Here is a 21,838-nt window from a genome sequence, read left to right as displayed (position 1 = left end):
CTGCCTCCCGAGTTCAGACCATGAAGGCTGATAATCGGGGGCATGAGTAGCTATGCACGACGAACTCCAGTCAGGACGGTCTTGAACTTTTGCACAGCGATTCGGCAGATCATCACAGGAGAGGCAGGAAGCGTGGCGGCTGACAAAGGTAACAGGGGGCAGAAACGTGCGCCGTTACTTCATAGACATCGCCTTCATGCTTGGTTGTATCTTGGAAGTGCCATAACCACCGAGGTGACTGGCACAGTAATTCTCGACTTTTCCGAGGGCTTTCAACTCCCGGCACAGACAACCGCGGCCATGGCACTATACGCCTTTTCCTTCTTTCTGCTAACCCGCGCGCTTAGGGCAGTACCACTAGGCGTCGCTTATGCTACGTGGTCTGGTCTAGGCACAGTAGCCGTTGCCTTTGCTGGCGCGATTATCCACGGAGAGGCAGTCACTTTGGGAAGGATAACAGCCATTACTGCAGTGATCGGGGGCATCGTTATATTGAACCTTGCCACCACGCGCCAACACTCGGCACGACGCAAAGACGTCTAAGAGGTTGGGTACAGCCGATGTTCCGCGTCTTCTCATAGCTCGGGAGAGCCGGCGCTCGGCGAACTCAAGGAAGTCGGGCTAGGTGACGAAGCACATCGGACTATCCGGGCCGCTTGAAGAACGGCGCCAAGGGTCAGATCATGGACTTGCGAAGGATTGTGCCTGACCCCTCTCGGAAGGGGTCCTTTATTTGCAGTATTTAGACGACTGTGCTGGTCAACGTACCAATTCCCTCGAGACTGATTTGTACGCAGTCTCCGGGGTTAACAGCTGCGAAGGTACCCGGCGCCCCCGTCATCACGATGTCACCAGGCTTCAGAGTCGTCCAGCGAGCGACATACACCAGGCAGTCCACGACGCTCGTGGGTAGATTGAATGTCCCGGAATTGGCCCTAACCTCGCCGTTCACTCGCACGGTGATGTTGACCTTTTCAGGATCCCTAATGTCGGTCTCAATCCAAGGTCCAAGAGGTGTGTAATTGATACCGGCTTTGGCTTGGAAGAGTTTTTCGTCGATAAGTCCTTGGTCGGCGTTCGTGACATCATTCGCGATCGTGTACCCCAGCGCATGGTCCATCGCCTCTTCCGTGGTGAGACCGGCAGCGCGTTTACGAATAACAACTGCCAACTCGCCCTCCACGTGGACTGCCCCAGCGTCCCGAGCCGTCTTTATCTGATCACCCGGTTGGCCAGGGTATGTACGGATTTGTGCCATGCCTGTACGGGAAGCGGATGCTTATTGGTAGGGCGGTTATGGCTCATTCCTATGAGGACGGACGGACGTACCGGGGCGAGTAGCTTCGCACCATCCGCCGGTGTGACTTGCCCAGTGAAGGATATGACTTCGGCAAAGGGGTCTTCCAGATGGTGCCACTCACCGTTCCGAAATACTGCATGCCGTGGGCCTGCGCTCGTTTGTATCCTAGCAAGTCGCATTATTCACTGGTTCAGACGGCATGTAAGCCCCTACCAGTCGTTCAGTTCTCGTAGGGATCGGCGATGCCGATGTATTGGGTGGTGGTGTATTCGGCGATACCTTCGGACCCGCCTTCGCGGCCTAGCCCTGATTGTTTAACGCCACCAAAGGGGGCGGCGGCGTTGGAGATGATGCCCGCGTTGAAGCCAACCATGCCAAACTCGATCTGCTCCGCCACCCGCAGGAGCCGGTTAAAGTCGCGGCTGTAAAGGTAGGCCGCGAGCCCGTATTCCGAGGCGTTAGCCAGTTTGATTGCGTCCTGTTCAGTAGTGAAGGTGGTGACAGGAGCGACGGGTCCGAAGATTTCCTGGCCGAGGATCGCCGCATTGTTGGGAACGTCGGCGAGGACGGTGGGCTGATAGAAGTAGCCTGGCCCGTCCACGGGGGCCCCGCCGGTGACAGCGACAGCGCCGGCGTCCACCGCAGCAGTGACTAGGGCATGGATGTCGTCGCGAGCACCGTTATTGATCAGCGGGCCGACCTGACTGGCAGGGTCCGTACCTCGGCCGGTGGAGAGGGCACCCATCGCGGCTGCGAACTTCCGGGTGAATTCCTGCGCCACGGATTCTTGAACGAGGAACCGGTTGGCTGCTGTGCAGGCCTCGCCCATGTTCCGCATCTTGGCCGCCATTGCCCCTTCTACAGCTTTGTCCAGGTCTGCATCTTCGAACACGACGAACGGAGCATTTCCACCCAATTCCATGGAAGTCCGCAGGACATGTCGGGAAGCGTCTGACATCAGGCGCTTGCCGACCGGAGTGGACCCTGTGAAGGAAACCTTACGCAGCCGGGAATCTTTCAGGAGTGGCCCGGATATCCCCGACGCCGAGGAGGAAGAAACGACATTGAGAACTCCTGCAGGAAGGCCGGCCTCCATCATCGTTTGGGCAAATAGCTGCGAAGTTAGCGGCGTCAGCTTTGCTGGTTTAAGAACCATCGTGCAACCAGCGGCGACCGCGGGAGCAACCTTGCGAGTAGCCATGGCCAACGGGAAATTCCACGGCGTTATCAGCAGGCAGGGACCTACGGGTTTGTGCTGGACCAGGATCTTGTTCTTACCTTCGGGGGTGGTGAGGTATCGGCCGTAGTCCCGAACAGTTTCTTCCGAGAACCAACGCAGAAACTCGGCGCCGTAGGCAACCTCGCCCCGGGCTTCAGCCAATGGCTTGCCCATCTCCAACGTCATCAAAAGCGCGAAGTCCTCCGATCGCGCTGTTACCAGGTCGAAGGCACGGCGCAAAATCTCGGCTCGCACCCGCGGAGCGGTCCGCGCCCACGAGGTCTGCGCCGCGCAAGCAGCCTCCAGAGCGGCGACGGCATCTTCGCTAGTGGCCGAAGCTAGAGTAGCGAGCACCTCCCCCGTAGCAGGATCACGCACATCAAACGTTCCGCCGTCTGATGCATCCCGCCACTGGCCGCCAACAAGCAAGCCGGTGGGCACAGACGCGAGCAGAGGGGCCTCGCGCTCTAGGGGAGCGGCGGGGAACACAGCCGATTCAACTGTCATTTGTAGTCCTCAGAAGATTGTTTTGTAAGCGACTGATTGTGGTGGGTGGGCACATTGGGGGTGAGTAAGTTTCCGCTAAGGAAAGCGCAAGACGCGGACCATGGTGAGACAAAGTTGTGACGGTAGGCGTCGCATGAGTGCCGGCGAAATTGACTCTTATGTTAGGAGCACGGAGTCCAACATTAGATATTCGGTCGACATCCAACATTGCTTCTCCAGAGATCGCGCTCCACTGTCGTCCCTGGGGATATGTCCGGCGAAAGGCGGACACTGAACGTTCTTTGGTCGTGACGCGTGACAACAATTCCATGGGTTGACGTCCGTAACGCATGCGCCATTGCCTCGGTGACCACGGCGGTGAGTCGTTCATCCACCTCGCAGCGGTGATCAACTGTGATGACCTTGCTAAATATGCCCGTGTGCTGTGGCATGCCGGTGGCTCCTTCCGAGGCGGTGCGCGAGTCTCTACCGCGCTATGTTTCAGACATAAAAGTGCTCTGTTGCTTCGAAGCGAACGCAAAGGCGGTTACGGTCTCACGTCTAAGCAGTCAGTATGAAGCGCCCCGCGGTGGTCCCAAACAGTTCTAGAGGATGATTTCTGTACTAATTCCGTACTTGAGTCCGAAAATGAACCCGGCTATGAAACCGGGAAAATCCTCCACGAGGTCAGGCTGGACGTCTCCAGCGGCCTGTCGCTTGGGGGTAAGCACATCCGGAACTTTCCCTCGCCGAGGCTTTTAGGGCAACAATCCACTCGGCCACGCGCCACCCGGCAGACACCGCAACGACTATTCAGAAGTACAAAAACGAGGACAGATTTATCATACTCGTATGATTTTGTTAGCACTCCTAGCGACCTAATCTGGGGTGGGAACAGCGTCTTCTACTGTCTTCGCCCCTGAACAAAACGAAACGGAGGTGGCTGTGTGGGCCGCATAGGAATTCTTGGTGCCGGCTTGGCTGGCCTTGCAGCTGCTACAAAACTCGCCGAAGCCGGTGAAAACGTCACGGTATTCGAAGCCCGCAACCGCCCCGGTGGTCGTGTGTGGTCCGAAACGCTTGACACACCAAAAGGCAGCTATGTGATAGAACGAGGTGCAGAATTCGTTCTAGATGGCTACACCTCCATGCGGCGGCTGCTTTCCCAGTTTGGGCTTAGCTTGGTTGACACTGGCATGAGCTATTACGTTCGGGAACCCGGCGACACGACTGGAATCACTTGTGATGACATTATCCGTACCGGACGGGAAGCACTGGAATTAGCCAGTGGCAGTGGCCTTCAGGGGACCGCCGAAGAGTTGCTTGCCAAGTTGCCCGACGAACCGGAACTGGTCGACGCCCTTCGTGCCCGAATCGAAATCTCTACGGCTGTGAGCGCATCAGAGGTCACGGCGAGATCCTTACAACATATCGCCTCGTTCGAACCCAAACCCAGCTGGCGGGTGGCTGGCGGCAATCAGCGGCTGCCCGACGCGATGGCAGCTGCACTTGGTTCTGCTGTTCGTTACGGCGAAACCGTGAGGGCGGTTGAAAACATTCGTGACGGCGGTGTTCTTGTTACCACCGACACCGACACGTCCGTTTTCGACACCGTCGTTGTTGCTCTTCCGTTGGCTGTAATCCGTGACTCGCAACTGAACCTTCCGACAACCGAGGCACGTGACGCAGCCCTAAAGCACGTTCTTCAAGGACATGCGGCAAAACTACACCTCCCATTGGAAACCCAGCCCGCCACAAGTGCTGTCATGTCCGTCGAAGGCCGCTACTGGACCTGGACAGCCACGGACGAATCCGGGGCCGTGGCCCCGGTGCTGAACGCCTTCATGGGCTCACCATCAGCCATTACCCGTGCCAGCCTTAAACAGCGCCCAGCGGAATGGGTTGCCAAAGCACGAGCACTTCGCACGGATCTCGCCATCCCACAGGACGCTGCCGCGCTGACCACTGTATGGTCCGAGGACCAACTGGCAGGTGGCGCTTACGCCGCCCATGCCCCAGGCGTAACGGCAGCGGGGACAGCTCTTTTGGAAAAGCCGGTAGGAGATGTTTTCTGGGCCGGCGAATACAGCGAACCCGAATTTGTAGGCCTAATGGAAGGAGCTATACGCAGCGGCGAGCGAGCCGCCGGACGTGTAATGCAGCGCCTTGAAACTAAGTCTGGTAACTCTGACTCTGAAAGAAGCAAAGCATGAGCACCGTACTTCACGCATCTTCCATACACTGGCCAAAACCGGTTTCGATTACTTCCGAACGAGTCATTCAGGGCACACCCGCCGCGAGTACCCACGTGCTTTTTACGGACGGCAAAACGGAGCTTGGTCTGTGGCGGGTGAGTCCTGGTGAATTTAGTACAGTCCATCAGGGATACGAGGAATTTATTAGCGTGTTAGAAGGAGAAGGTGAACTGATTCATGATGACGGCTCACGCATCACCCTCAAGCCCGGAACAGTCCTAATCCTTGAGAACGGCTGGAGCGGTCGGTGGAGTATCAAAAGCACCCTCATTAAGTCCTACGCAATAGTTCGCCTTTGAACTGAAACGGGACAAGCACCTGTGCCGTAAAAGTTTTCTACCCTTCATCGTAGCGAAAGTCGCTGTATCCATAGCTCTACAAAAGGTCTAGACGTGAACAAGCACTCGTTCCACCTGTTCCGCCCCGGGTTTTGCCATGTGCGGTCAACTAACCATGGTGCGCGCCACCTCCAAGATCGGACACCACTCGGTAACTGCACGTTCGTCGAAAAATTTAGCAAGGCTGCCCTTCCTTCTCAGGCATTGAGGACTCCCGTTGAAAATCGCAATCCCGAAGTACAGGATCTTCTTCCCTGGCTCGGCTGGCTGACCACATAAACCGGCAGCAACGCACAAGTTAGCCTGCGGCCGCCGTAAATCGGAAAAGAAAGGATTGAAACTTTGGCAGCAAAATACAGGATCGGATATTTCGTGGGGAGCTTGGCAACCGGCTCTATCAACCGGGTTCTCTCGCAAGCTTTGATAAATCTTGCACCAGAGGACCTCGAGTTCAGCGAAATTCCGATTAGGGATCTCCCGCTTTATAGCTATGACTACGACGCGGATTTCCCGCCGGAAGGCCGGGCGCTCAAGCGTGCCATTGAAGCGTCGGACGGTATTCTCTTCGTGTCTCCCGAGTACAACCGTTCCATTCCGGGTGCCCTTAAAAACGCTATCGACTGGGGCTCTCGTCCTTGGGGATCGAATTCGTTCGCCCGTAAACCCACCGGCATCATCGGGACCTCCCCGGGTAGTATCGGCACCGCCGTGATGCAGTCATCCTTCCGCAGCATCCTTAGCTTCCTAGACGCACCCCAGCTGAATTCGCCTGAAGCATACGTTCACTACGACGCGGACGTGTTTGGGGAAGGGGGCGAAGTCAAGGATGAACGCACCGCGAAATTCCTGCGCCACTACATGGACGAGTACAGCGCCTTCGTTGCCCGAGTCCTAGCAGCCAACACCGCCGGACACATCGGTGATATGGAGCCGGACAGGGAGAAGCTATCCCGCTAAAAAGGACAACGCGCCACGACAGCAAACTGTCCCTGTCGAGGACACCACACTGACGTAACTGTGATGTTGCGGTTGTAGATGGGTCTGTCTGGTCCGCGGCTGCAGAATTTGCGAAAAGTCATAGCTAGGATTGCCACCGAGCGATGGCCCTAACCTTCACGGCTGCAGATGTCGGCAAGGCTAGCAACTCAGCGAAACACCGTGGCAAGGGCAAAAAGCTGCGGAGCAAGGAAACTGCTCACGACCGTTAGTCGGCCGTTGGTCCACGCCGCCGGTGACGCTGATGTCGTCCCAGGTTAGACGTGCGATGTTTTCAGCTTGTTGTCCGAAGACGAGGATGAGGATGGCGGCGGCCCGGTCATGGCCGCAGGCGCAGACCCCGCAGGTGCGTTTTGCCTGCTGATAGCAGTAGCCGCAGACTCCGCCGTCGGGCCAACGCGCAACCGTTTGGTGGTGCTAGCCGCAGCGAACGCAGGGGACCGGCCAGCGAACGGGGTCCTCTTCTTTGCGTGGCCTACTCACCGTCTTCGGGAGCGACGAGTCGGACACGTCGTGCGATCGGGTTTCCTGGTTGGATGCCGAGGTCTTCGCTGCGTTTCGGGGCGTTCGCTGTCGCCGCGGCGCGCATCTCCACGAAAGGTTCGAAAAGGTCGTTCGGGGTGCAGCCCAGGACGTCGCAGAGCACCGCGAATGTCTTTGCCGGAATGCGCTCCGGCGTCGAGGTGACCAGCCTGTAGACCTGGCTTTCGGAGAGGTTGATGCCACGGGATTTCAGGAGCGGCATCAGTTCGGTGGTCTTCCAGAGGTTCTGCTTTGTCATCAGGGCTCGCAGGTTTCCAGCGGTAGCCAATCCGGCGCTGTTCAGGCACCTGGGTCCTCCAAGTTCGCGATGCGGCGTGCAATCATCTGCTGCACGGTTTTCTGCTTGAAGTCCGACGATACCGAGGTATAGAGGCCGGTAGTCGACGCATAGGAGTGGCCAACCTGCGTCTGCACGAAGGCCGCGTCATAACCAGCTTCGACCAGGTGCGTCACGTAGAAATGCCTCGGGCAATGCAGACCCAACTCGTGCGGCAGACCGACGGCATCCCGCGCGGCAGCGAACGCATCACCGAACGAGCCCAGGGACATCCGGGCGCCACGCTCACTGGGCCAAAGCGCCGAGGCCAGGAAATCATCGATGTCCGCGGGGCGCTATTGCCACGGAAATTCACCCGTGAACCGCTGAAAACGCTCCAGCAGCTGGCAACGCTGCTTGATGGTGTCCGTCGTGAGGCCACGGGCAAGCATCTGCGCCCGCCAGCCATCCAGCATGGCCGTAAAAACCCGTTCATCAGCACGGAACAGCCCAATGTCCGGATCCACCAGCCTCCGCGGGACAAAACCCGGAACGACACCACTCACAACGACCCTTAAACCATGGAAACATGCATTAGATGCATGAAACCGACAGTCGCAAGGACCCAAGCGCGAGTTCACGCCAGGACGCCAGCACGTCCGCATTCGACAAAAGCCTGCTTGTCCGGCGGAAACGCCAGATTCGTTGATGGACGGGAGTTCCCGCAGCTACTTCTACTCCCGTACTTTGGATGCCGATAACGGATATTCCGTCAAGCTGTCCTGGGACAGATATCGCAGGCGCCGAATGGGTTCGGGTAGCTAGTTCCAGAGCGGGGAAGTGGCCCAGTTGGTCGGGGCGCCAATGTGTGAAATAGGGAGTAGCTGTACATCTGGGTATGAGCGTAGGACGGCTGGGAGGAGTTGGGTCCGCCCGACGTTGAGGGTCCGGAGCATGTACTGGATGAGGGTGAGTTGGCCGAAGGTGCGGTTCATCTCGTAGCGGGCGTGATCGAGTTCGGGTATGTGGCCGACGCTTGGAAGTTTGGGCTTTATGGCGTGGACCTTGTTAAAAAGTCGTCCGTGGTGGGCGCAGATGTTTCTCAGGACGTTGAGTGATTTCATCCAGGACTCGAGCTGCGGGGCGGTCAGGCCAAACGTGGCCGCGAGATCGTCTTGGGTCTGCCGCGGCGAAAAGCCGTACAGGTAGGTGAGTGCTCCCCAGTCGAGGACTTCAACGGCTGCCCACACAGGAAGGGTTCCCCCGTAGTTGGAATGGTGATGCTTGACGAAGTCTTCCTTCGAATCAGCCAGGCTCTTCTTGTACCGCCGCATCCAGGTGGCATAAGAAGTTCCCTGGCCGGCTCTCGGACCCAGGAGTGCTGGCTTGAGATGGGCGCATTCGTCGATCGTCCCGAGGGCGTGGCCGAGTAGTGCGCGCAAGGCCAGCTCGATCGGTGCGAGGGAGGCAAAGGTCGCTGTTCGCAGACTCGCATCGAGGTTATAGAGCCTGACGACGTCGGTGAACGTCGTTCCGGTGTAGAAGCTGTCCTCACGCCCTGAAGGTCCTTGGCGTCTGAAGGAATACCAATACCCACTCAAGCGGTAGTAGTTCGTGTGCTGCAACTGCTGGATGGCGGCTTCTCTGTCCGCGATGGCCATCCCGCGGGAGGCAAGGAGGTCGACTTGCTCCTCGTAGGTCTTGTAGGCCTTCACGGGTGCGGGCAACTGAGCCTCCTGCTCAGGGAAAGTGAAGACCGGCCCTGGACCTACCGAAGTAGGCGGAACCGGTCGTAGTGCTTCAACTATATCTGTTTTCCGAACGGGTCTCCAACCGAGACAGCCGAGCGCTGACGTCAGAATGATGTGAAGTTTCCTTTGTCTGACAGTGGTCCATGACCTCTCTAGACCCCATCCTGACAATCCCAGGAGGAGCAAACGGGCTCCGGAACCGCCCTCCACGGTCTAAATGCCCCAAGAACTCCTTTGATGACACGCACTAGCGTTGTGCGCTTGATATGTGTGGATCGGGGCTTCGAGAGAAAGTCGGACCCACTTTTTCTGGAGGAGTCGTCCCTCGTCAAACGGCCTACACGTCAGGTTGGGGTGTGCTCTTCAATGACGAGACGGCCTCGGAGCTACACCATCCGGACGCCATGGGTGGGAGCCGCTGGTCGTCGAAGCTTGAGTGCTCAGATCTAGTTTCCCCCCGACACGATCGCTGTCAGTTTCAGATACGGCGAATGTACGTTCCTGGTTGTTGTTCTACAACGCGCCGGCTGTGGGCTCCGTCCTGCATCAGCCACAGTAGAGATCCGTCGGCCATGACAGCTTCGACCCGCCCGCGGTCGGTCACGCTGCCGTGAGTGTGAACTTCGACGTCCTGGTTGGTCAGCACAGTCCAGTCGTCAACAGGCTGCCACGGTGCGAAAGAGTGGGTGTTTGTTTGGTCTTGATTCGGCGTCGTGCTTGTTTGCATGTCGTCCTCGAGCTTCATTGCAGCAGACGCTGAGCAGCTTTGTGACGGGGAGCATAGCGTTCGCGAATAGTGTTTGTCTTTTGAGTGTTAGCCGAACAGGACGGCCGCTTCGTCGTAACGCTTCTGCGGGACGGTCTTGAGCTGACCCAGAGCTTCATGGAAGTTGACGTGCTGGATGTCCGTTCCTTTGAGGGCCACCATGGTGCCCCAGTAGCCTTCAACGACGGAGTCGATGGCCGCCATCCCGAGGCGGGTGGCCAGAACCCGGTCGAAGGCGGACGGAACGCCGCCGCGCTGGATATGGCCCAGGATGGTGGCGCGGGTTTCAATGCCAGTCCGGGCTTCCAGCTCCGGGACGAGCTGCTCGGCGATGCCGCCCAGGCGGGGACGGCCGAAGGTGTCCAGGCCACGCTCGGAATAAGCCCCGTCCATATGTTCGGGAATGAAGCCTTCTGCGACGACCACCAGGGGTGCGCGGCCACGGTGGTGGGCTTCCTTTACCCACTGGGTATTCTGGTCGATGCTGACTTCTTGTTCGGGGATGAGGATGGCGTGGGCGCCAGCCGCCATGCCGGCGTGCAGCGCGATCCAGCCCACGTGGCGGCCCATCACTTCGGCGATCATGCACCGGTGGTGGGACTCGCCGGTGGTCCGCAGCCGGTCGATGGCCTCGGTAGCGATCTGCACGGCGGTGTCGAAACCAAAGGTGTAGTCAGTGGCGTCGAGGTCGTTATCCACGGTCTTCGGAACACCGACGATTTTCAGGCCGACGTCAGTGAGGCGCTTGGCCGCGGCCAGGGTACCTTCACCGCCGATCGCGATCATCGCGTCGATGCCCAGGCGGTCCATGTGGGCCTTGATGACATCCGGGCCGCCGCCGTTGTCGAACGGGTTGGTGCGCGAGGTGCCCAGGATGGTGCCGCCCTGCTTGGCGATGCCGCGGACCATGGTGCGGGGAAGGTCGATGATGTCGCCCTCCACCACGCCGCGCCAGCCGTCGCGGAATCCGACGAACTCGTGGCCGTGGATGGTGATGCCTTTCAGCACGGCGCCGCGGATGACCGCGTTCAATCCGGGGCAGTCGCCACCGCTGGTGAAGATTCCAATTTTCATGCGTGATTCCTAGGTTCAGTTGCCATGTTGGAAAGGGGCCATCAGAAAAGCCCAAGACAGGCATAAGGCTGATTTCGCCCTATCGCCTTCGTGTACTACCAGGTAGTTTGTTCGTAGCTCATGCCGCAGGGAACATCGGGGTCGAGGCTTACGATGACAGTCCCCGGAGCCGTCCGGGTCACCCGAATTCCCTGCCTCCGATATCTCGCGCAAACAGCGAGTTTTTGGACGACGGCCTCGACGGCGGCCTCCAAACGGGTTCGTGTGTGCACATGAACGGTGATGGAATCGTGTTGCGTGCGTTCATGCTCGTGGAAGTCCGTGCAGGTGGAATTCTCTGTCTGCATTTATCCACTGCTCCTACAGTTCATTCGCGGTGGGATATAAAGCCCTGGGAGTTGTTCTTCTGCCACCGCCAGTGGTCTTCACACATCTGGTCCACGGTCTTGGTGGTGGACCAGTTCAGGTCAGCCAGAGCGGAGTTGGAGTCGGCCCAGAATGCGGGCAGGTCTCCCGCGCGGCGGCCGGTGAGCTCGTAGGGGATGGGCCTACCCACCGCCTTTTCGAACGAGCGCAGGACCTCCAGGACGGAAGAGCCCTTGCCGGAGCCGAGGTTCCAGCGGAAGACGCCGGTAGTTCAGCGCCGCGACGTGTCCTTCGGCGAGGTCCACCACGTGGATGTAGTCGCGCAGGCAGGTGCCGTCGGGGGTGTCGTAGTCGCCACAGAAGACCATGAGCTTCTCTCGGCGGCCCACGGCCACCTGGGCGATGAACGGGACCAGGTTGTTGGGGATACCCTGCGGGTCCTCGCCAATCCGTCCGGAGGGGTGTGCGCCCACCGGGTTGAAGTAGCGCAGCAGTGCGATGTGCCAGCGGGAGTGGGCGGTTCCGAGGTCGGAGAGGATGTCCTCGATCTGTTCCTTGGTGCGTCCATAGGGGTTGTTGGCGCCGATCTCCATCGTTTCCACGTAGGGGATGGCGTTGTGTTCGCCGTAGACGGTGGCAGAGGAGCTGAACACGATGGAGCGGACGTCATGCCGGTCCATGGCGCGGATCAGGTTCAACGTGCCCACCAGGTTGTTGTAGTAGTACTTCAGCGGCTCCTGCACCGACTCGCCCACGGCTTTGAGCCCGGCAAAACGGATGACCGCATCGATGCCGGCGCCGGCGAAGACATCCTCGACGGCGGCTTCGTCGACCAGGTCAACGTGGTGGAACTCCGCGGTCTTGCCGCTGAGTTCAGCCACGCGACGCAGTGACTCCTCGCTGGAGTTGACCAGGTTGTCGATGACGACCACGTCGTGGCCGGCTTCCTGCAGGGACAAAACAGTGTGGGAAGCGATATAGCCTGTGCCGCCTGTAACCAAGATTTTCATGAGCGAGTGTGGGTTGGGTTTGCAGGTATCGCTTCGATGTTCCAGCTCGCGGTATGACTTTGCCCCGGGAGGAGGACTATGAGGTCCGTCCTAGTGTTGAAGGCATTAGGCGGACAGGTCATTGGTTCTACCGCCAGGCCAGCTCTGCTGGATTCCACATCCGGAAGGTCGGCTGTGTGTATCTGAACCCAGGGACAGTCCCGACCCCATGTCATCGAAGTTCCCGACCCGTCCCATGTCGTCAGGCATGCAGTTGAGTAGCCCTCATCGTCACGTACAAGGTTGGTAAAGGCATGGTCTAGTGTTGTGGAACCGATAGGTCGGGGGGACACAAAGTCGTAGCGTCGATCATCGGAAACGTCGCTTACTCTTGCCAGGCCAGCAACCCATGGAGCGCATGGCCCCGGCTCGGTTCGTTGATACCGAGCTGGTATTCCACGCCTTCGAATTCATACCGACCTGCGATCACGCTGTTGGGCCAGGGGCCAAGACTGCACCTCGGTAGGCGGGGCGGACCTGATGTTCCGAAAAGGGGAGAATCAGGTCTCTGCCGTTGTGGCGCAAGGAGCGCAACGTTGCACCTACGCTGGCTATTTCGGCGGTGTAGGGGCCGTAGCGCAGCGTGGTCTGTCGATCCGAGATCGGGACGGTATCGGTGCTCGTCCTGGGCATTACGAGGCTGGTCATTTAGGGGCCCCCAGGCGGAAAGTGAGCGTTCGTGCCTCCGGCGCCAACGCTGACTCGGGCCAAACATCCGGGCCACACGAGCGGGTGCCGAGCCCGTGCTGAGCCGCATCGAGGTATAGCCATGAGCGCGTGGCAAGAGGCAGCTCGTGCGGGTGTCCAGCTGCGGCCAGCTCCTGGGCCGTGTAGCGGCTCAAGGTGAAGCCCGGCAGGCGGCCCCGTGCATCCGGGAACGCGTCGAACCGTACCCACGGTTCTGAGCCCCGGAGCAGGCTGAGCGAACGAAGGCCCCCGCGGTGACCGGTCTCCTGCGGCCGCGCGTATGGCACGGCGAGCTGATCGATCCCGGCGGCGTACCGTCCTACATGTGCAGCTTCGAGGCTGTCCGGGTAGGACTCGTGTGGGCCCAGCCCGAACCATGACGCTGCGTCCACGTGAGTGGGTAGCCCGAACCGGACCCCAACGCGGGGCCACACGCCGCCCCAATCGGAGGACGGAAGAATGTCCACCCGCAGCCACAGACCTTCGGAATCGAGGATCCATTGCTCCTCGACGGTGACGGTGCGGACCTGGTCCGCCGCGGCGTACCGGGTGCGCACACGGAGGGCCCGTTCACCGAGCACTTCGACTGCCTCAACGCGCCCGTGCAGCCGGTCCAGTCCGGCTTTGTACCAGCGTGCTGCCGACGACGGCCCGGGAGCTCCTACGCCGGGGATTCCGTCTGCGTCTGGTGCCCAGGGGTCGGTGTCGATGTATCCACCCCGGGATTCGCCGCGGTCATTGTCCGTGGGAGCCCGGAACAGTTCAAGGCGGGGCCCATCGACAGGGAGGCCCGCGAGTGTAACGAGTCGCCCTTCATCGAAGACTGCCGGTCCGAGCTCCAGGAGCCCAGCGCTTTCCCCTTGCCGCCAAGCTCGGCCCGGGAGCCCGGCAGCGAACGGCAGCGGGCGCGTCGCGGGCGACGCGAGACGGCCCTGCGCCGAGGCGACTTCGTGCCCGGAAGGCGCCCACCCGGCATCCTGCGCGAGGACGGCCTCGACGGTCACCCATACCTCTCCAGTGCATCCTTCCGCGGACACTGGCAGGGGCACTGAGGCCGAAGCGCCAGGGGCGAGAGGACCGCCGTCGAGCCCATCGACGGTTAGCTCACCGGAGGCGACTGGTTCGCCGTTATCTTCAAGGCGCCAGCGGAAGACCAGGTCTCCCAGATCAGCGCTGTGTCGCAGGTTTGCCACCCGAACCAGGGGCTTGCCGCCCGGCTCGAGCCCTTCAAAGGTAAGTCCCACTGGCGCCACGGCGGCCTTGAATTCATACAGTCCCGGAGAGGGGGTCGAGTCGGAGAGGATGAGGCCGTCGAGGACGAAGTTGCCGTCATGGATTTCCTCGCCGAAGTCGCCGCCGTAGGCGAAGTATTCGGTGCCATCCGCGGTACGGGCGGCGATACCGTGGTCGCGCCACTCCCACACGAACCCGCCGTGCAGCCGCGGGTATTTCGTAACCAGGTCCTCATACAGCGATATGTTCCCGGGCCCATTGCCCATCGCGTGGACGTACTCGCACAGAACAAACGGCTTGCTCCGCTGCCGTGCCCCCTCGGCAGGGGAACAGCCCAGCAGCGGCGTGGTGTCGCCGTCGCGCCCAATCGTCTCCACCTCGGGCAGGGTCGCGTACATGCGGGAGTACACGTCGGTGTACGCGCCAGCGTAGTCATTTTCGTAGTGGACGGGTCTGCCCGCATCCCGTGCATGCACCCACGCGGACATAGCGGCGAGATTCTGCCCTGTGCCGGACTCGTTGCCGAGGGACCACATGACGATTGAGGGGCGGTTCTTGTCCCTCTCCACGGTCCGTTCGATCCTGTCAAGGAATGCCTCACGCCACATCGGCTCATCGCTCGGGTTCCGGGCCCAGCCGTGCCGCTCGAACCCGTGAGTCTCGAGGTCGCACTCGAGGATGACCCAGAAGCCCATCTCGTCTGCGAGTTCGAGCAGCCTTGGGTGGGGTGGGTAGTGGCTGGTACGGATTGCATTGACGTTCGAGCGCTTCATGAGCGCAAGGTCCTCGCGGGCGAAGTTCTCGTCGAAGACGCGGCCGAGCGTGGGGTGGGTCTCGTGGCGATTGACACCGTGGAACACCACTTTGCGTCCATTGACCAGGAACTGGTCTCCGACAATCTCTACGGTGCGGAAGCCGATCCGCAGTGACACCGTCTCCGCCCCGCTGGCCACGGTCGCATCGTAGAGCCGTGGGGTTTCGGCGGTCCAGGGTTCGACGACAGAAACCGGCACGGGTGCAACATCGGCGGGGTTAGCCCACTCGACGTCGATGCCGAGCTCGGGTACGCGGAGGCGAACAGGGTATGAGGACGGCGTCGCCTTAACTTCCGGTTCTATAATCCCGGCCCCGTCGTTGTAGCCGGTCCTGAGCCAGATGTCCTCGATGCCGCCGGCCGGGCGGGACAGGAGGGTCACTGACCGGAAAATTCCAGGGAGCCACCACTGGTCTTGGTCTTCGAGGTAGCTGGAAGCGGACCATTGATGGACGCGGACTGCGATCGTATTGGTGCCCACGCTGACGGCGTCGGTGACGTCGAACTCCTGGGCGAGGCGACTGCCGGCGCCCCACCCGATTTCTGTGCCGTTGACCCATACCTTGTACCGGGATTCGACGCCGTCGAAGCGCAGGACGATGCGGCCGCCGCCGGCTGAGTCGTTGGTCTTCCAGTCGGCGGGCAGTTCGAACGTGCGGCGGTAGTCTCCGGTGGGGTTCTCGTCGGGGACGAACGGCGGGTCGATGGGGAAGGGGAACTGCACGTTGGTGTAGATCGGGCGGCCGTACGATCCGTCGCCCTGAAGCACCCAGTGGGAGGGCACGGTGAGCGACTCCCACGTAGTGTCGTCGTACTCTGCGGCGGCCATCGCGTCTGCGGCTTCCCCCCGGGGCAAGACCCCCCGGCCGCCGGGCGTTCCGGGGACTCCGTTGAGGAGCCGGAATCGCCATTTCCCGTCGAGGGACAGGGACGGGGCGTCGGTGTGAAGCCAGGAACGGGCCGGTACCCGCCGTCCTTCTCCCGGGCCCGGGTCGGTGACGTAAGCGGTGGAGGCTGTTGCCTCCGCTGGGTGCGGGATCATTTGACGGCTCCTTCTGTGAGGCCTCCACGCCAGAAACGCTGAAGGACGATCATGGCGATGGCCAGCGGGATGACAGACAGCAGTACGCCGCCGGTGGTCAGCTGGTAGAACTCGGGGAGTCGGTCGGCCTGGCTAAGCCAGTTATTCAGACCGACTGTGATGGGGAACAGTTTCGAGTCGGAGAGCATCACGAGCGGCAGGAAGTAGTTATTCCAGATGCCCACAAGCTGGAACAAGAACACCGTCACGAGGGCGGGAGTGAGAACGCGCAGTCCCACGGAATGGAAGATACGCAGCTCGCCCGCACCATCGATGCGGGCAGCCTCCAACAATGCCGGATCCACGGTTGCCTGCGCGTAGACCCGGCACAGAAACAGGCCGAACGGCGAAACGAGGGAGGGTAGCAGGACGCTCCAGTACGTGTTGGCGATACCGAGCTGGCTGAAGAACAGAAACAGGGGCAGGGCCGTGGCGGTGCCGGGGACGAGAACGCCGCCGAGGATGAGCCCGAAGATGAAACTGTTGCCCCGGAAGTTGTATTTGGCCAGGGCGTAACCGCCTGCGGCGGCGAAGTACGTCGCGGCGAGTGCGCCCACTCCTGCATACAGAATTGAGTTGAGGAACCAGCGCACGAAGATGCCGTCCCCGTAGGCGAGGACGTTCGCCAGGTTGTCCCACAATACAAAGTGCGGGGCGAACAGGAACCCGTTGGTGGCGAAGAGGTCACCGCTGGTCTTTGTCGCGGCGACCACCACCCAGTAGACCGGGACCAGGAAATAGAGCGCTGCGACGACAAGCAGCCCGGTGACGAGAATGGTTGTGGAGCCGGGGCGCCGGCGACGGGTCACAGGCGGCTTCTCGGTGATGTTCTGCGGCTGGCTAAGGGTGGGGGTGGCAGCAGTCATGAGGACTTCCTGTTCGTGAACCGGAGGAAGGTGAAGGAGAGGATGAAAGCCGCGAGGGCGATGAGCACGGCCTGGGCGGCGGCGACGTTGTAGTCGTTGTACGCAAAGGCAGTAGTGTAGGCGGACAGGTTCGGGGTGTACTGGCTATTGACGGCCGGCGCAACAGTCTGGAGGACTTGGGCCTCGGCGAACAGTTGAAGCGTGCCGATGATGGAAAACACCGTGGTGAGCACGAGGGCGGGCCGGATGAGCGGCAGCTGGATTGTCCACGCGACCCGGAGAGGTCCGGCACCGTCCACGCGCGCAGCTTCATAAACCTCACTGGGAATTGCCTTGAGCTGGGCTATGACGATCAGCATGTTGTAGCCCGTGTAGCTCCACGTAACGATGTTGGCGATGGACCACAGCACGGTATCCGGGCCAAGGAAGTTCACGGTGAGGCCCACAGACCCGGCCGCGTCCACCAGCGGGCTCAGGCCCGGGACGTAAAGAAACGACCAGAGGATGGTCGCGATGACACCCGGCACGCCGTAAGGCATGAAATACGCGGCGCGGAAGAAACCGGGCCACTTAGCCGAGGCTGACTCCAGCAGGAGCGCAAGAACCGTACAAAGGGCGATCATGACAGGGACCTGGACCATGCCGAAGAGCAGCACCCGGCCGATCGAGGCGACAAAGCTTCCGTCTCCGAGTGCGCGGGCATAGTTTTCGAAACCCGCAAACCCGGAGTGGACGCCCATTTCGCCGAAGAGGCCACTGCGGGTCACTTTTGTGAAGCTTGAACCGACCGCAGCGATGATCGGGAAGATGAACGTGAGGGCGAAGAGTGCCAGGAAGGGTGCGAGCAGGATCCAGGGTGCGCTGGTGACGGCACGACGCTGTTGCCTTGCCCGGTCACGGCCCTCCCGCCTAGGTACTGCCGGATGTGCTGTTTCTGCCGCGGTGCTCATGCCTGCTCCTTCCTAATCGTCAGGCCCTTGTTCCTGAAGGCGGTCATGATCTGTTGCTCGGCAGCCACTACGGTGTCGACGAAGCTCGTGCCCGATGCCTTACGACGAAACCCGTCGCTCAAAATGTTGAAGGACTGCGTGGTGACGGGCCACCAAGACCAGTCCATGTTCTGCGACTTACTCGCTGGCACGATGACGTTCTGGTTGTAGTTTTGCCCCCCGAAAAAGTCGGATGGCTTCTCACGCGTGGCACCGATCATGCCCGGCACGGGCGACCATCCGATGCCACTGTTGGCGATCTCGGCGTCGATGCCGGCCTGAGTGGACGTCATCCAGACAGCGAACTCAAGGGCCTCGCGGGGGTGTTTGCTGTTAGCCAGGACAGCCGCGGTAGACCCGCCAAGGTAACTCGACCCATATCCCGTTGAGTCCCAGATGGGCATGGGCGCCACACGCCACTTTCCAGCTCCGCCGCTGACGCTCTGTACGAGCGCATCGGCCCAGCTGCCGCTCGTTAGCGAGGCGAGCTCCCCGCTCGAGGCCGCCGCGTACCAGCCGGGAGTAAAGGGGCCGTAAGCGGTAGTAACGATGCCGTCATCGATGGCCCGGTCAAAGAACCGCGCGACCTTCAGCGTTGAATCGTCAGTCATGTTGATGACCCATCCATCCTCGGCTGGACGCAGCCAGCGGGCACCAGCCTGCGCGGCAAAAGACACGAAGTAGGAGGTGTCCGCGAGGGAGAAACAGTCGATATAAGCGTCGACACTGCGCAGCTCCTGCCCGACGGCTGCCCACTCCTCCCACGTCGCTGGGGCAGAGGCGCCTATCTTAGCCAAGACGTCCGGGCGGTAGAACGTGGCCATTGGCCCCGAATCCTGGGGGATGCCGTAGACACCCCCGGAGAAACTCACCTGGCTCCACAGTGCGGGGTCGTAACGGTTCGCATAGTCACGGGCACCGTAGCGCGAGAGATCCACGAGCCCGTTGACGAGCATGAACTCGGGGACCGTGCGCATTTCAACCTGCGCTAGGTCAGGGCCGCCGCCGGCCGCTAGCGCGGCGTAAAGCTTGGAGTACCCGCCGCGGTTGCCGCTGGGGATCCATACGGTCTCGACCTGGACGTCCGGGTGGCTCGCGTTCCAGATGTCAGCAACCTTCTGAACATTCTTGAGCCAGGACCAGTACGTCAGTGTCACCTTCTCACCGGTACTGGCCGCAGGAATTGCAGGTGCGGTATTGACGGAAACAGTGCCCGGAGTGGCGCATCCGGTGAGAAGGGCAAAGGCGGAGGCGCCGAGTCCACCGCAAAGGACTTGTCGTCGTGTCAGAGCTGGCATGAGTCCCACTTCGTTATGGTCAGCGCCGCGGACACGGCGCCGGGGCCGTGCGGCCCGACGTGACAAGGCTAACACAAAAGCTGAGTAGATGCTCAGTTTTTAATGAAACTAGACTGGATTTCATGACTAAGAAGGCGAACGCACGCTCAGGCCCGCGCGGCCCCTACGCCAAGACCGCCGAGCGCCAACGGCAAATTCTTGAAGCCGCCGTAGAGGTCTTCGGGTCACGGGGCTACAACGGCGGCAGCATCCAGGACGTTGCGGACCGGGCAGGGATCAACCAGACCACGCTCCTCCACCATTTCCCCACCAAAGCCCAGCTGCTCGTGGCGGTGCTCGAGTACCGCGACCGAATATCCACGAGCACCCCGGGAACACGGGAGCGATTTGCCGAAACCATCGTGCGGCAGGCGGAGCACAATGAAGGGCTTCCCCACCTCGTAGAGCTCTACTCCGTACTCTCCGGGGAAGCCACAACTGAGGACCACCCCGCCCGTAACTACTTCGTCCAGCGCTTCGCCCGCCTCCGGAAGGAATACAGCGGGGAACTGCGGTATCTGGCGAGCATTGGCCGGCTCAGGCCGGGCGTCGACCCTGATGTCGCGGGACCTACCATCGTGGCTCTATGGGAAGGAATTCAAACCGAGTGGCTCCTCAATCCTGACACCGTGGACGTGCCCGGCATCCTCAAGGGCTACCTCGATCTGATCCTGGTGCCGGAGGAAAACGCAGGATGGTCATCTGGCGCCACCGATAGGGTCCACGCAAAAAGCCGTCCGTAGCCATCGGGTCGTGCCCGATGGAACAGAAACCCTAGGAGCGTCCGCTACACACCGCGCCCATCAACTTCGGCGTCAGAATAGGGCGAAATTCGGTTTCATTGACAGTCGCTCCATGATGCTCTCAGAAGCCAACCTGACATGAGGAGCGGCAGGAAACCCGGGTGCAGTGCACCGAGAATCATAAAATGGTTCAAAAATCGGGGCCTTATGGAAATTTCTTGGGCCGGTCTTTGGGGTGATACCTCTTGCAGCTCTACAGGTACCTAGGAACAGTCCTGAACTCGCCGACGGGCGAATCGTCGCTGGCCAGGCGGCGGCGACGTCAGGTTGGGTGTAGTTCAGCAAGGCATAACCTCGAAAGTTCATTCCACAGTGTGAGTCGCGACTTTATGCGGTTGTATAGTACCGGTTCGTCGATGCATCGACTACAGATCTCAGTTCGTCCAGGGTGGGCGGGTTCGCTCCGGCGCGCTGCACGGTGATGGCCGCTGCGGCGGCTGCGGTGCGTCCCAGCTGCTCCATGACGGTGGGGGCGAAGCCTTCGGTGCCGCGGGTGAGCAGGCCCAGGATGAGCGCGGCCATGTAGGAGTCACCGGCACCGATGGTGTCCGCCACGGTTGCTTTGAATGCTGGAATGGTGATGCTCGCGGACGGGGAGGCGAATTGGGAGCCGGCGGCACCTTTGGTTATCACTGCCAGTCCGGCACCCAGCCGAAGGACGTGGTCAGCGGTTTCTTCCAGTGTTTTCGAGGGGTAGAGCCAGTGGGCGTCCTCGTCGCTGAGTTTCACCACGTCTGTGAGCGAGACGAGATCCTCGAAAAGGTTCCTGGCTTCAGCATGGCTGCCGAGCAGGGATGGCCTGATGTTCGGGTCGTAGGTGATGGTGCAATGCTTGTGGGCTTGTTCGAGCAAGGTTTTGACGGCACCTGCCCCAGGGTTGAGGAAGGTGGCTATGGAACCGGTGTGCAGGATTTTGGGAAAATATGCGGGCGTTGCTGTAGGCAGCTGCCAGTGGATGTCGAAGTCGTAATCGGCGGATCCGTCGCGGGCAAGGCTTGCGGTGGCTGTTGCCGTGCGGGTGAGGGATTTTGATCCGGGCAGAAGAGATACACCTGCCCGGTGGAGGTGATTCTCAATTGATGTCCCCCGGGCATCGGGTGCGATGGCCGTGAGCAGGCCCGTGGTGACTCCCAGGAGCCCCAGGCCATAGGCGACATTAGCGGGTGATCCGCCGGGGTGCTCAACCTGGCCCTTTGAGGTGGTGACCACATCGATCAGCGCTTCGCCTACAACGACGGCGTCAAGGGGCTGTTGGGCGTCCGGGCGGGCTGCTTTGAGGTATTCCATGTTTGTCTCTCGGGCAGTGTTGGTAGGGGAGCGGCAGGTCATTCCGCAGCCGGCTAGCCGCAACGGCGGGATGACCCGCCGGAAACGTCGGACCAGGTCGCCGCGCTCATCTCGTTGATCGTGAGGTTGCCGAAGGTGGCCGTTCCTTCGTTTGCGTAAGCCGTATGTTGTTGTCGCCTTGAGGCACTGGCTACGACGTGCGCCCCAACGTCGGTCGCTCGGCATCTCTCAAGACCGGGGTGGCCGCCTGCCGTACCAGCTCACGCCCCAGGTTAGTGAGTCGGAGGATGCGTCGACTATTTCGTGTCGCCACATCCTCCAACTCATAGGTGAATTAGATTC

At 60.8% G+C, this 21,838-nt stretch carries 20 protein-coding genes and 2 pseudogenes; 6 read left to right on the top strand and 16 right to left on the bottom strand.

Translation table 11 applies throughout. The features are described from left to right. The first annotated feature begins 42 nt into the window (after positions 1–42). Entirely contained in the window at positions 43–543 is a 501-nt protein-coding gene (locus tag LRQ04_RS20790; RefSeq protein WP_374198966.1) for a multidrug efflux SMR transporter, read from the top strand. Between the two features lie 199 nt (positions 544–742). Here the strand turns inward: LRQ04_RS20790 and LRQ04_RS16650 are convergent, their stop codons facing one another. The 3 genes from LRQ04_RS16650 to LRQ04_RS16640 are packed head-to-tail and all read right to left on the bottom strand — an operon-like array spanning position 743 to position 3,026. Continuing rightward, complete coding sequence (locus LRQ04_RS16650) at positions 743–1,171, bottom strand: fumarylacetoacetate hydrolase family protein (protein ID WP_235521472.1); 429 nt, start codon at positions 1,169–1,171, stop codon at positions 743–745. Between the two features lie 41 nt (positions 1,172–1,212). Beyond that, complete coding sequence (locus LRQ04_RS16645; RefSeq protein ID WP_235521471.1) at positions 1,213–1,479, bottom strand: DUF2437 domain-containing protein; 267 nt, start codon at positions 1,477–1,479, stop codon at positions 1,213–1,215. A 41-nt stretch (positions 1,480–1,520) separates the two neighbouring features. Further along, positions 1,521–3,026, bottom strand: a complete 1,506-nt coding sequence (locus LRQ04_RS16640) for an NAD-dependent succinate-semialdehyde dehydrogenase (protein WP_166842588.1) — start codon at positions 3,024–3,026, stop codon at positions 1,521–1,523. Positions 3,027–3,952: 926 nt separating this feature from the next. Here LRQ04_RS16640 and LRQ04_RS16635 point away from each other — a divergent pair. From LRQ04_RS16635 to LRQ04_RS16625, 3 genes are all read left to right on the top strand, one after another. Beyond that, positions 3,953–5,218, top strand: coding sequence for an NAD(P)/FAD-dependent oxidoreductase (locus LRQ04_RS16635; RefSeq protein WP_166842589.1), 1,266 nt, complete (start codon positions 3,953–3,955; stop codon positions 5,216–5,218). Then, entirely contained in the window at positions 5,215–5,559 is a 345-nt protein-coding gene (locus LRQ04_RS16630) for a cupin domain-containing protein (protein ID WP_166842590.1), read from the top strand. The genes LRQ04_RS16635 and LRQ04_RS16630 overlap by 4 nt, the downstream gene beginning before the upstream one ends. A gap of 381 nt (positions 5,560–5,940) precedes the next feature. Further along, entirely contained in the window at positions 5,941–6,555 is a 615-nt protein-coding gene (locus tag LRQ04_RS16625) for an NADPH-dependent FMN reductase (RefSeq protein ID WP_016359423.1), read from the top strand. A gap of 514 nt (positions 6,556–7,069) precedes the next feature. Here LRQ04_RS16625 and LRQ04_RS16620 read toward each other — a convergent pair. Next, complete coding sequence (locus tag LRQ04_RS16620) at positions 7,070–7,375, bottom strand: helix-turn-helix transcriptional regulator (protein ID WP_016359422.1); 306 nt, start codon at positions 7,373–7,375, stop codon at positions 7,070–7,072. Between the two features lie 41 nt (positions 7,376–7,416). Then, positions 7,417–7,686 (bottom strand): tyrosine-type recombinase/integrase, encoded by a 270-nt coding sequence (locus LRQ04_RS16615; RefSeq protein WP_235521470.1) that lies wholly within the window; start codon positions 7,684–7,686, stop codon positions 7,417–7,419. Between LRQ04_RS16615 and LRQ04_RS16610 the strand changes: the two genes are divergently transcribed. After that, on the top strand, positions 7,609–7,971 hold the full coding sequence (locus tag LRQ04_RS16610) for a hypothetical protein (protein ID WP_235521500.1): 363 nt from the start codon (positions 7,609–7,611) through the stop codon (positions 7,969–7,971). The genes LRQ04_RS16615 and LRQ04_RS16610 overlap by 78 nt on opposite strands. 243 nt (positions 7,972–8,214) lie before the next feature. Here the strand turns inward: LRQ04_RS16610 and LRQ04_RS16605 are convergent, their stop codons facing one another. The 10 genes and pseudogenes from LRQ04_RS16605 to LRQ04_RS16560 all read right to left on the bottom strand — a co-directional run bounded on the left by LRQ04_RS16605 (position 8,215) and on the right by LRQ04_RS16560 (position 19,367). Further along, complete coding sequence (locus LRQ04_RS16605; RefSeq protein ID WP_235521469.1) at positions 8,215–9,120, bottom strand: Abi family protein; 906 nt, start codon at positions 9,118–9,120, stop codon at positions 8,215–8,217. Positions 9,121–9,622: 502 nt separating this feature from the next. Further along, positions 9,623–9,889 (bottom strand): hypothetical protein, encoded by a 267-nt coding sequence (locus LRQ04_RS16600; RefSeq protein WP_201435003.1) that lies wholly within the window; start codon positions 9,887–9,889, stop codon positions 9,623–9,625. A 69-nt stretch (positions 9,890–9,958) separates the two neighbouring features. Continuing rightward, positions 9,959–10,984 carry an ATP-dependent 6-phosphofructokinase gene (locus LRQ04_RS16595; RefSeq protein WP_235521468.1) on the bottom strand — a complete coding sequence of 342 codons (1,026 nt, stop codon included), beginning with the start codon at positions 10,982–10,984 and terminating at the stop codon, positions 9,959–9,961. Between the two features lie 95 nt (positions 10,985–11,079). Next, a complete protein-coding gene (locus tag LRQ04_RS16590; RefSeq protein WP_235521467.1) occupies positions 11,080–11,331 on the bottom strand; it encodes a hypothetical protein in 252 nt (83 codons plus the stop codon). Between the two features lie 20 nt (positions 11,332–11,351). Next, a pseudogene (gene galE / locus LRQ04_RS16585) lies at positions 11,352–12,360 on the bottom strand (UDP-glucose 4-epimerase GalE). Beyond that, positions 12,357–13,032: pseudogene (locus LRQ04_RS16580) on the bottom strand (hypothetical protein). Before LRQ04_RS16580 ends, galE begins: the two co-directional pseudogenes overlap by 4 nt. Positions 13,033–13,043: 11 nt before the next feature. Beyond that, a complete protein-coding gene (locus tag LRQ04_RS16575) occupies positions 13,044–16,175 on the bottom strand; it encodes a glycoside hydrolase family 2 TIM barrel-domain containing protein (protein WP_235521466.1) in 3,132 nt (1,043 codons plus the stop codon). Further along, positions 16,172–17,080, bottom strand: coding sequence for a carbohydrate ABC transporter permease (locus LRQ04_RS16570; protein WP_201435008.1), 909 nt, complete (start codon positions 17,078–17,080; stop codon positions 16,172–16,174). The genes LRQ04_RS16575 and LRQ04_RS16570 overlap by 4 nt, the downstream gene beginning before the upstream one ends. Beyond that, positions 17,077–18,030: a carbohydrate ABC transporter permease gene (locus LRQ04_RS16565; RefSeq protein WP_201435009.1), complete on the bottom strand. Its 954-nt coding sequence runs from the start codon at positions 18,028–18,030 to the stop codon at positions 17,077–17,079. The genes LRQ04_RS16570 and LRQ04_RS16565 overlap by 4 nt, the downstream gene beginning before the upstream one ends. Then, complete coding sequence (locus tag LRQ04_RS16560; RefSeq protein WP_235521465.1) at positions 18,027–19,367, bottom strand: ABC transporter substrate-binding protein; 1,341 nt, start codon at positions 19,365–19,367, stop codon at positions 18,027–18,029. Before LRQ04_RS16560 ends, LRQ04_RS16565 begins: the two co-directional genes overlap by 4 nt. 122 nt (positions 19,368–19,489) lie before the next feature. On the opposite strand from LRQ04_RS16560, the gene LRQ04_RS16555 reads away from it, so the two are divergent. After that, a complete protein-coding gene (locus LRQ04_RS16555) occupies positions 19,490–20,149 on the top strand; it encodes a TetR/AcrR family transcriptional regulator (RefSeq protein ID WP_235521464.1) in 660 nt (219 codons plus the stop codon). 387 nt (positions 20,150–20,536) lie between these two features. Here LRQ04_RS16555 and LRQ04_RS16550 read toward each other — a convergent pair whose 3' ends face one another. Then, positions 20,537–21,496, bottom strand: coding sequence for a carbohydrate kinase (locus LRQ04_RS16550; RefSeq protein ID WP_235521463.1), 960 nt, complete (start codon positions 21,494–21,496; stop codon positions 20,537–20,539). Between the last annotated feature and the right edge of the window lie 342 nt (positions 21,497–21,838).

Origin of the sequence: Paenarthrobacter sp. AR 02, assembly GCF_021538675.1 — a bacterium.
In the GTDB taxonomy this organism is placed as follows: domain Bacteria; phylum Actinomycetota; class Actinomycetes; order Actinomycetales; family Micrococcaceae; genus Arthrobacter.
This window is presented reverse-complemented; position numbering and strand designations above follow the sequence as displayed.

Excerpts from the sequence above, each read along its gene's own strand:
- LRQ04_RS16565 (WP_201435009.1), bottom strand. The coding sequence starts at position 18,030 with ATGAGCACCGCGGCAGAAACAGCACATCCGGCAGTACCTAGGCGGGAG.
- LRQ04_RS16610 (WP_235521500.1), top strand. The coding sequence starts at position 7,609 with ATGCAGACCCAACTCGTGCGGCAGACCGACGGCATCCCGCGCGGCAGC.
- LRQ04_RS16590 (WP_235521467.1), bottom strand. The coding sequence starts at position 11,331 with ATGCAGACAGAGAATTCCACCTGCACGGACTTCCACGAGCATGAACGC.
- LRQ04_RS16575 (WP_235521466.1), bottom strand. The coding sequence starts at position 16,175 with ATGATCCCGCACCCAGCGGAGGCAACAGCCTCCACCGCTTACGTCACC.
- LRQ04_RS16570 (WP_201435008.1), bottom strand. The coding sequence starts at position 17,080 with ATGACTGCTGCCACCCCCACCCTTAGCCAGCCGCAGAACATCACCGAG.
- LRQ04_RS20790 (WP_374198966.1), top strand. The coding sequence starts at position 43 with ATGAGTAGCTATGCACGACGAACTCCAGTCAGGACGGTCTTGAACTTT.
- LRQ04_RS16560 (WP_235521465.1), bottom strand. The coding sequence starts at position 19,367 with ATGCCAGCTCTGACACGACGACAAGTCCTTTGCGGTGGACTCGGCGCC.
- LRQ04_RS16645 (WP_235521471.1), bottom strand. The coding sequence starts at position 1,479 with ATGCGACTTGCTAGGATACAAACGAGCGCAGGCCCACGGCATGCAGTA.
- LRQ04_RS16555 (WP_235521464.1), top strand. The coding sequence starts at position 19,490 with ATGACTAAGAAGGCGAACGCACGCTCAGGCCCGCGCGGCCCCTACGCC.
- LRQ04_RS16615 (WP_235521470.1), bottom strand. The coding sequence starts at position 7,686 with ATGTCCCTGGGCTCGTTCGGTGATGCGTTCGCTGCCGCGCGGGATGCC.
- LRQ04_RS16600 (WP_201435003.1), bottom strand. The coding sequence starts at position 9,889 with ATGAAGCTCGAGGACGACATGCAAACAAGCACGACGCCGAATCAAGAC.
- LRQ04_RS16595 (WP_235521468.1), bottom strand. The coding sequence starts at position 10,984 with ATGAAAATTGGAATCTTCACCAGCGGTGGCGACTGCCCCGGATTGAAC.
- LRQ04_RS16550 (WP_235521463.1), bottom strand. The coding sequence starts at position 21,496 with ATGGAATACCTCAAAGCAGCCCGCCCGGACGCCCAACAGCCCCTTGAC.
- LRQ04_RS16630 (WP_166842590.1), top strand. The coding sequence starts at position 5,215 with ATGAGCACCGTACTTCACGCATCTTCCATACACTGGCCAAAACCGGTT.
- LRQ04_RS16620 (WP_016359422.1), bottom strand. The coding sequence starts at position 7,375 with ATGACAAAGCAGAACCTCTGGAAGACCACCGAACTGATGCCGCTCCTG.
- LRQ04_RS16640 (WP_166842588.1), bottom strand. The coding sequence starts at position 3,026 with ATGACAGTTGAATCGGCTGTGTTCCCCGCCGCTCCCCTAGAGCGCGAG.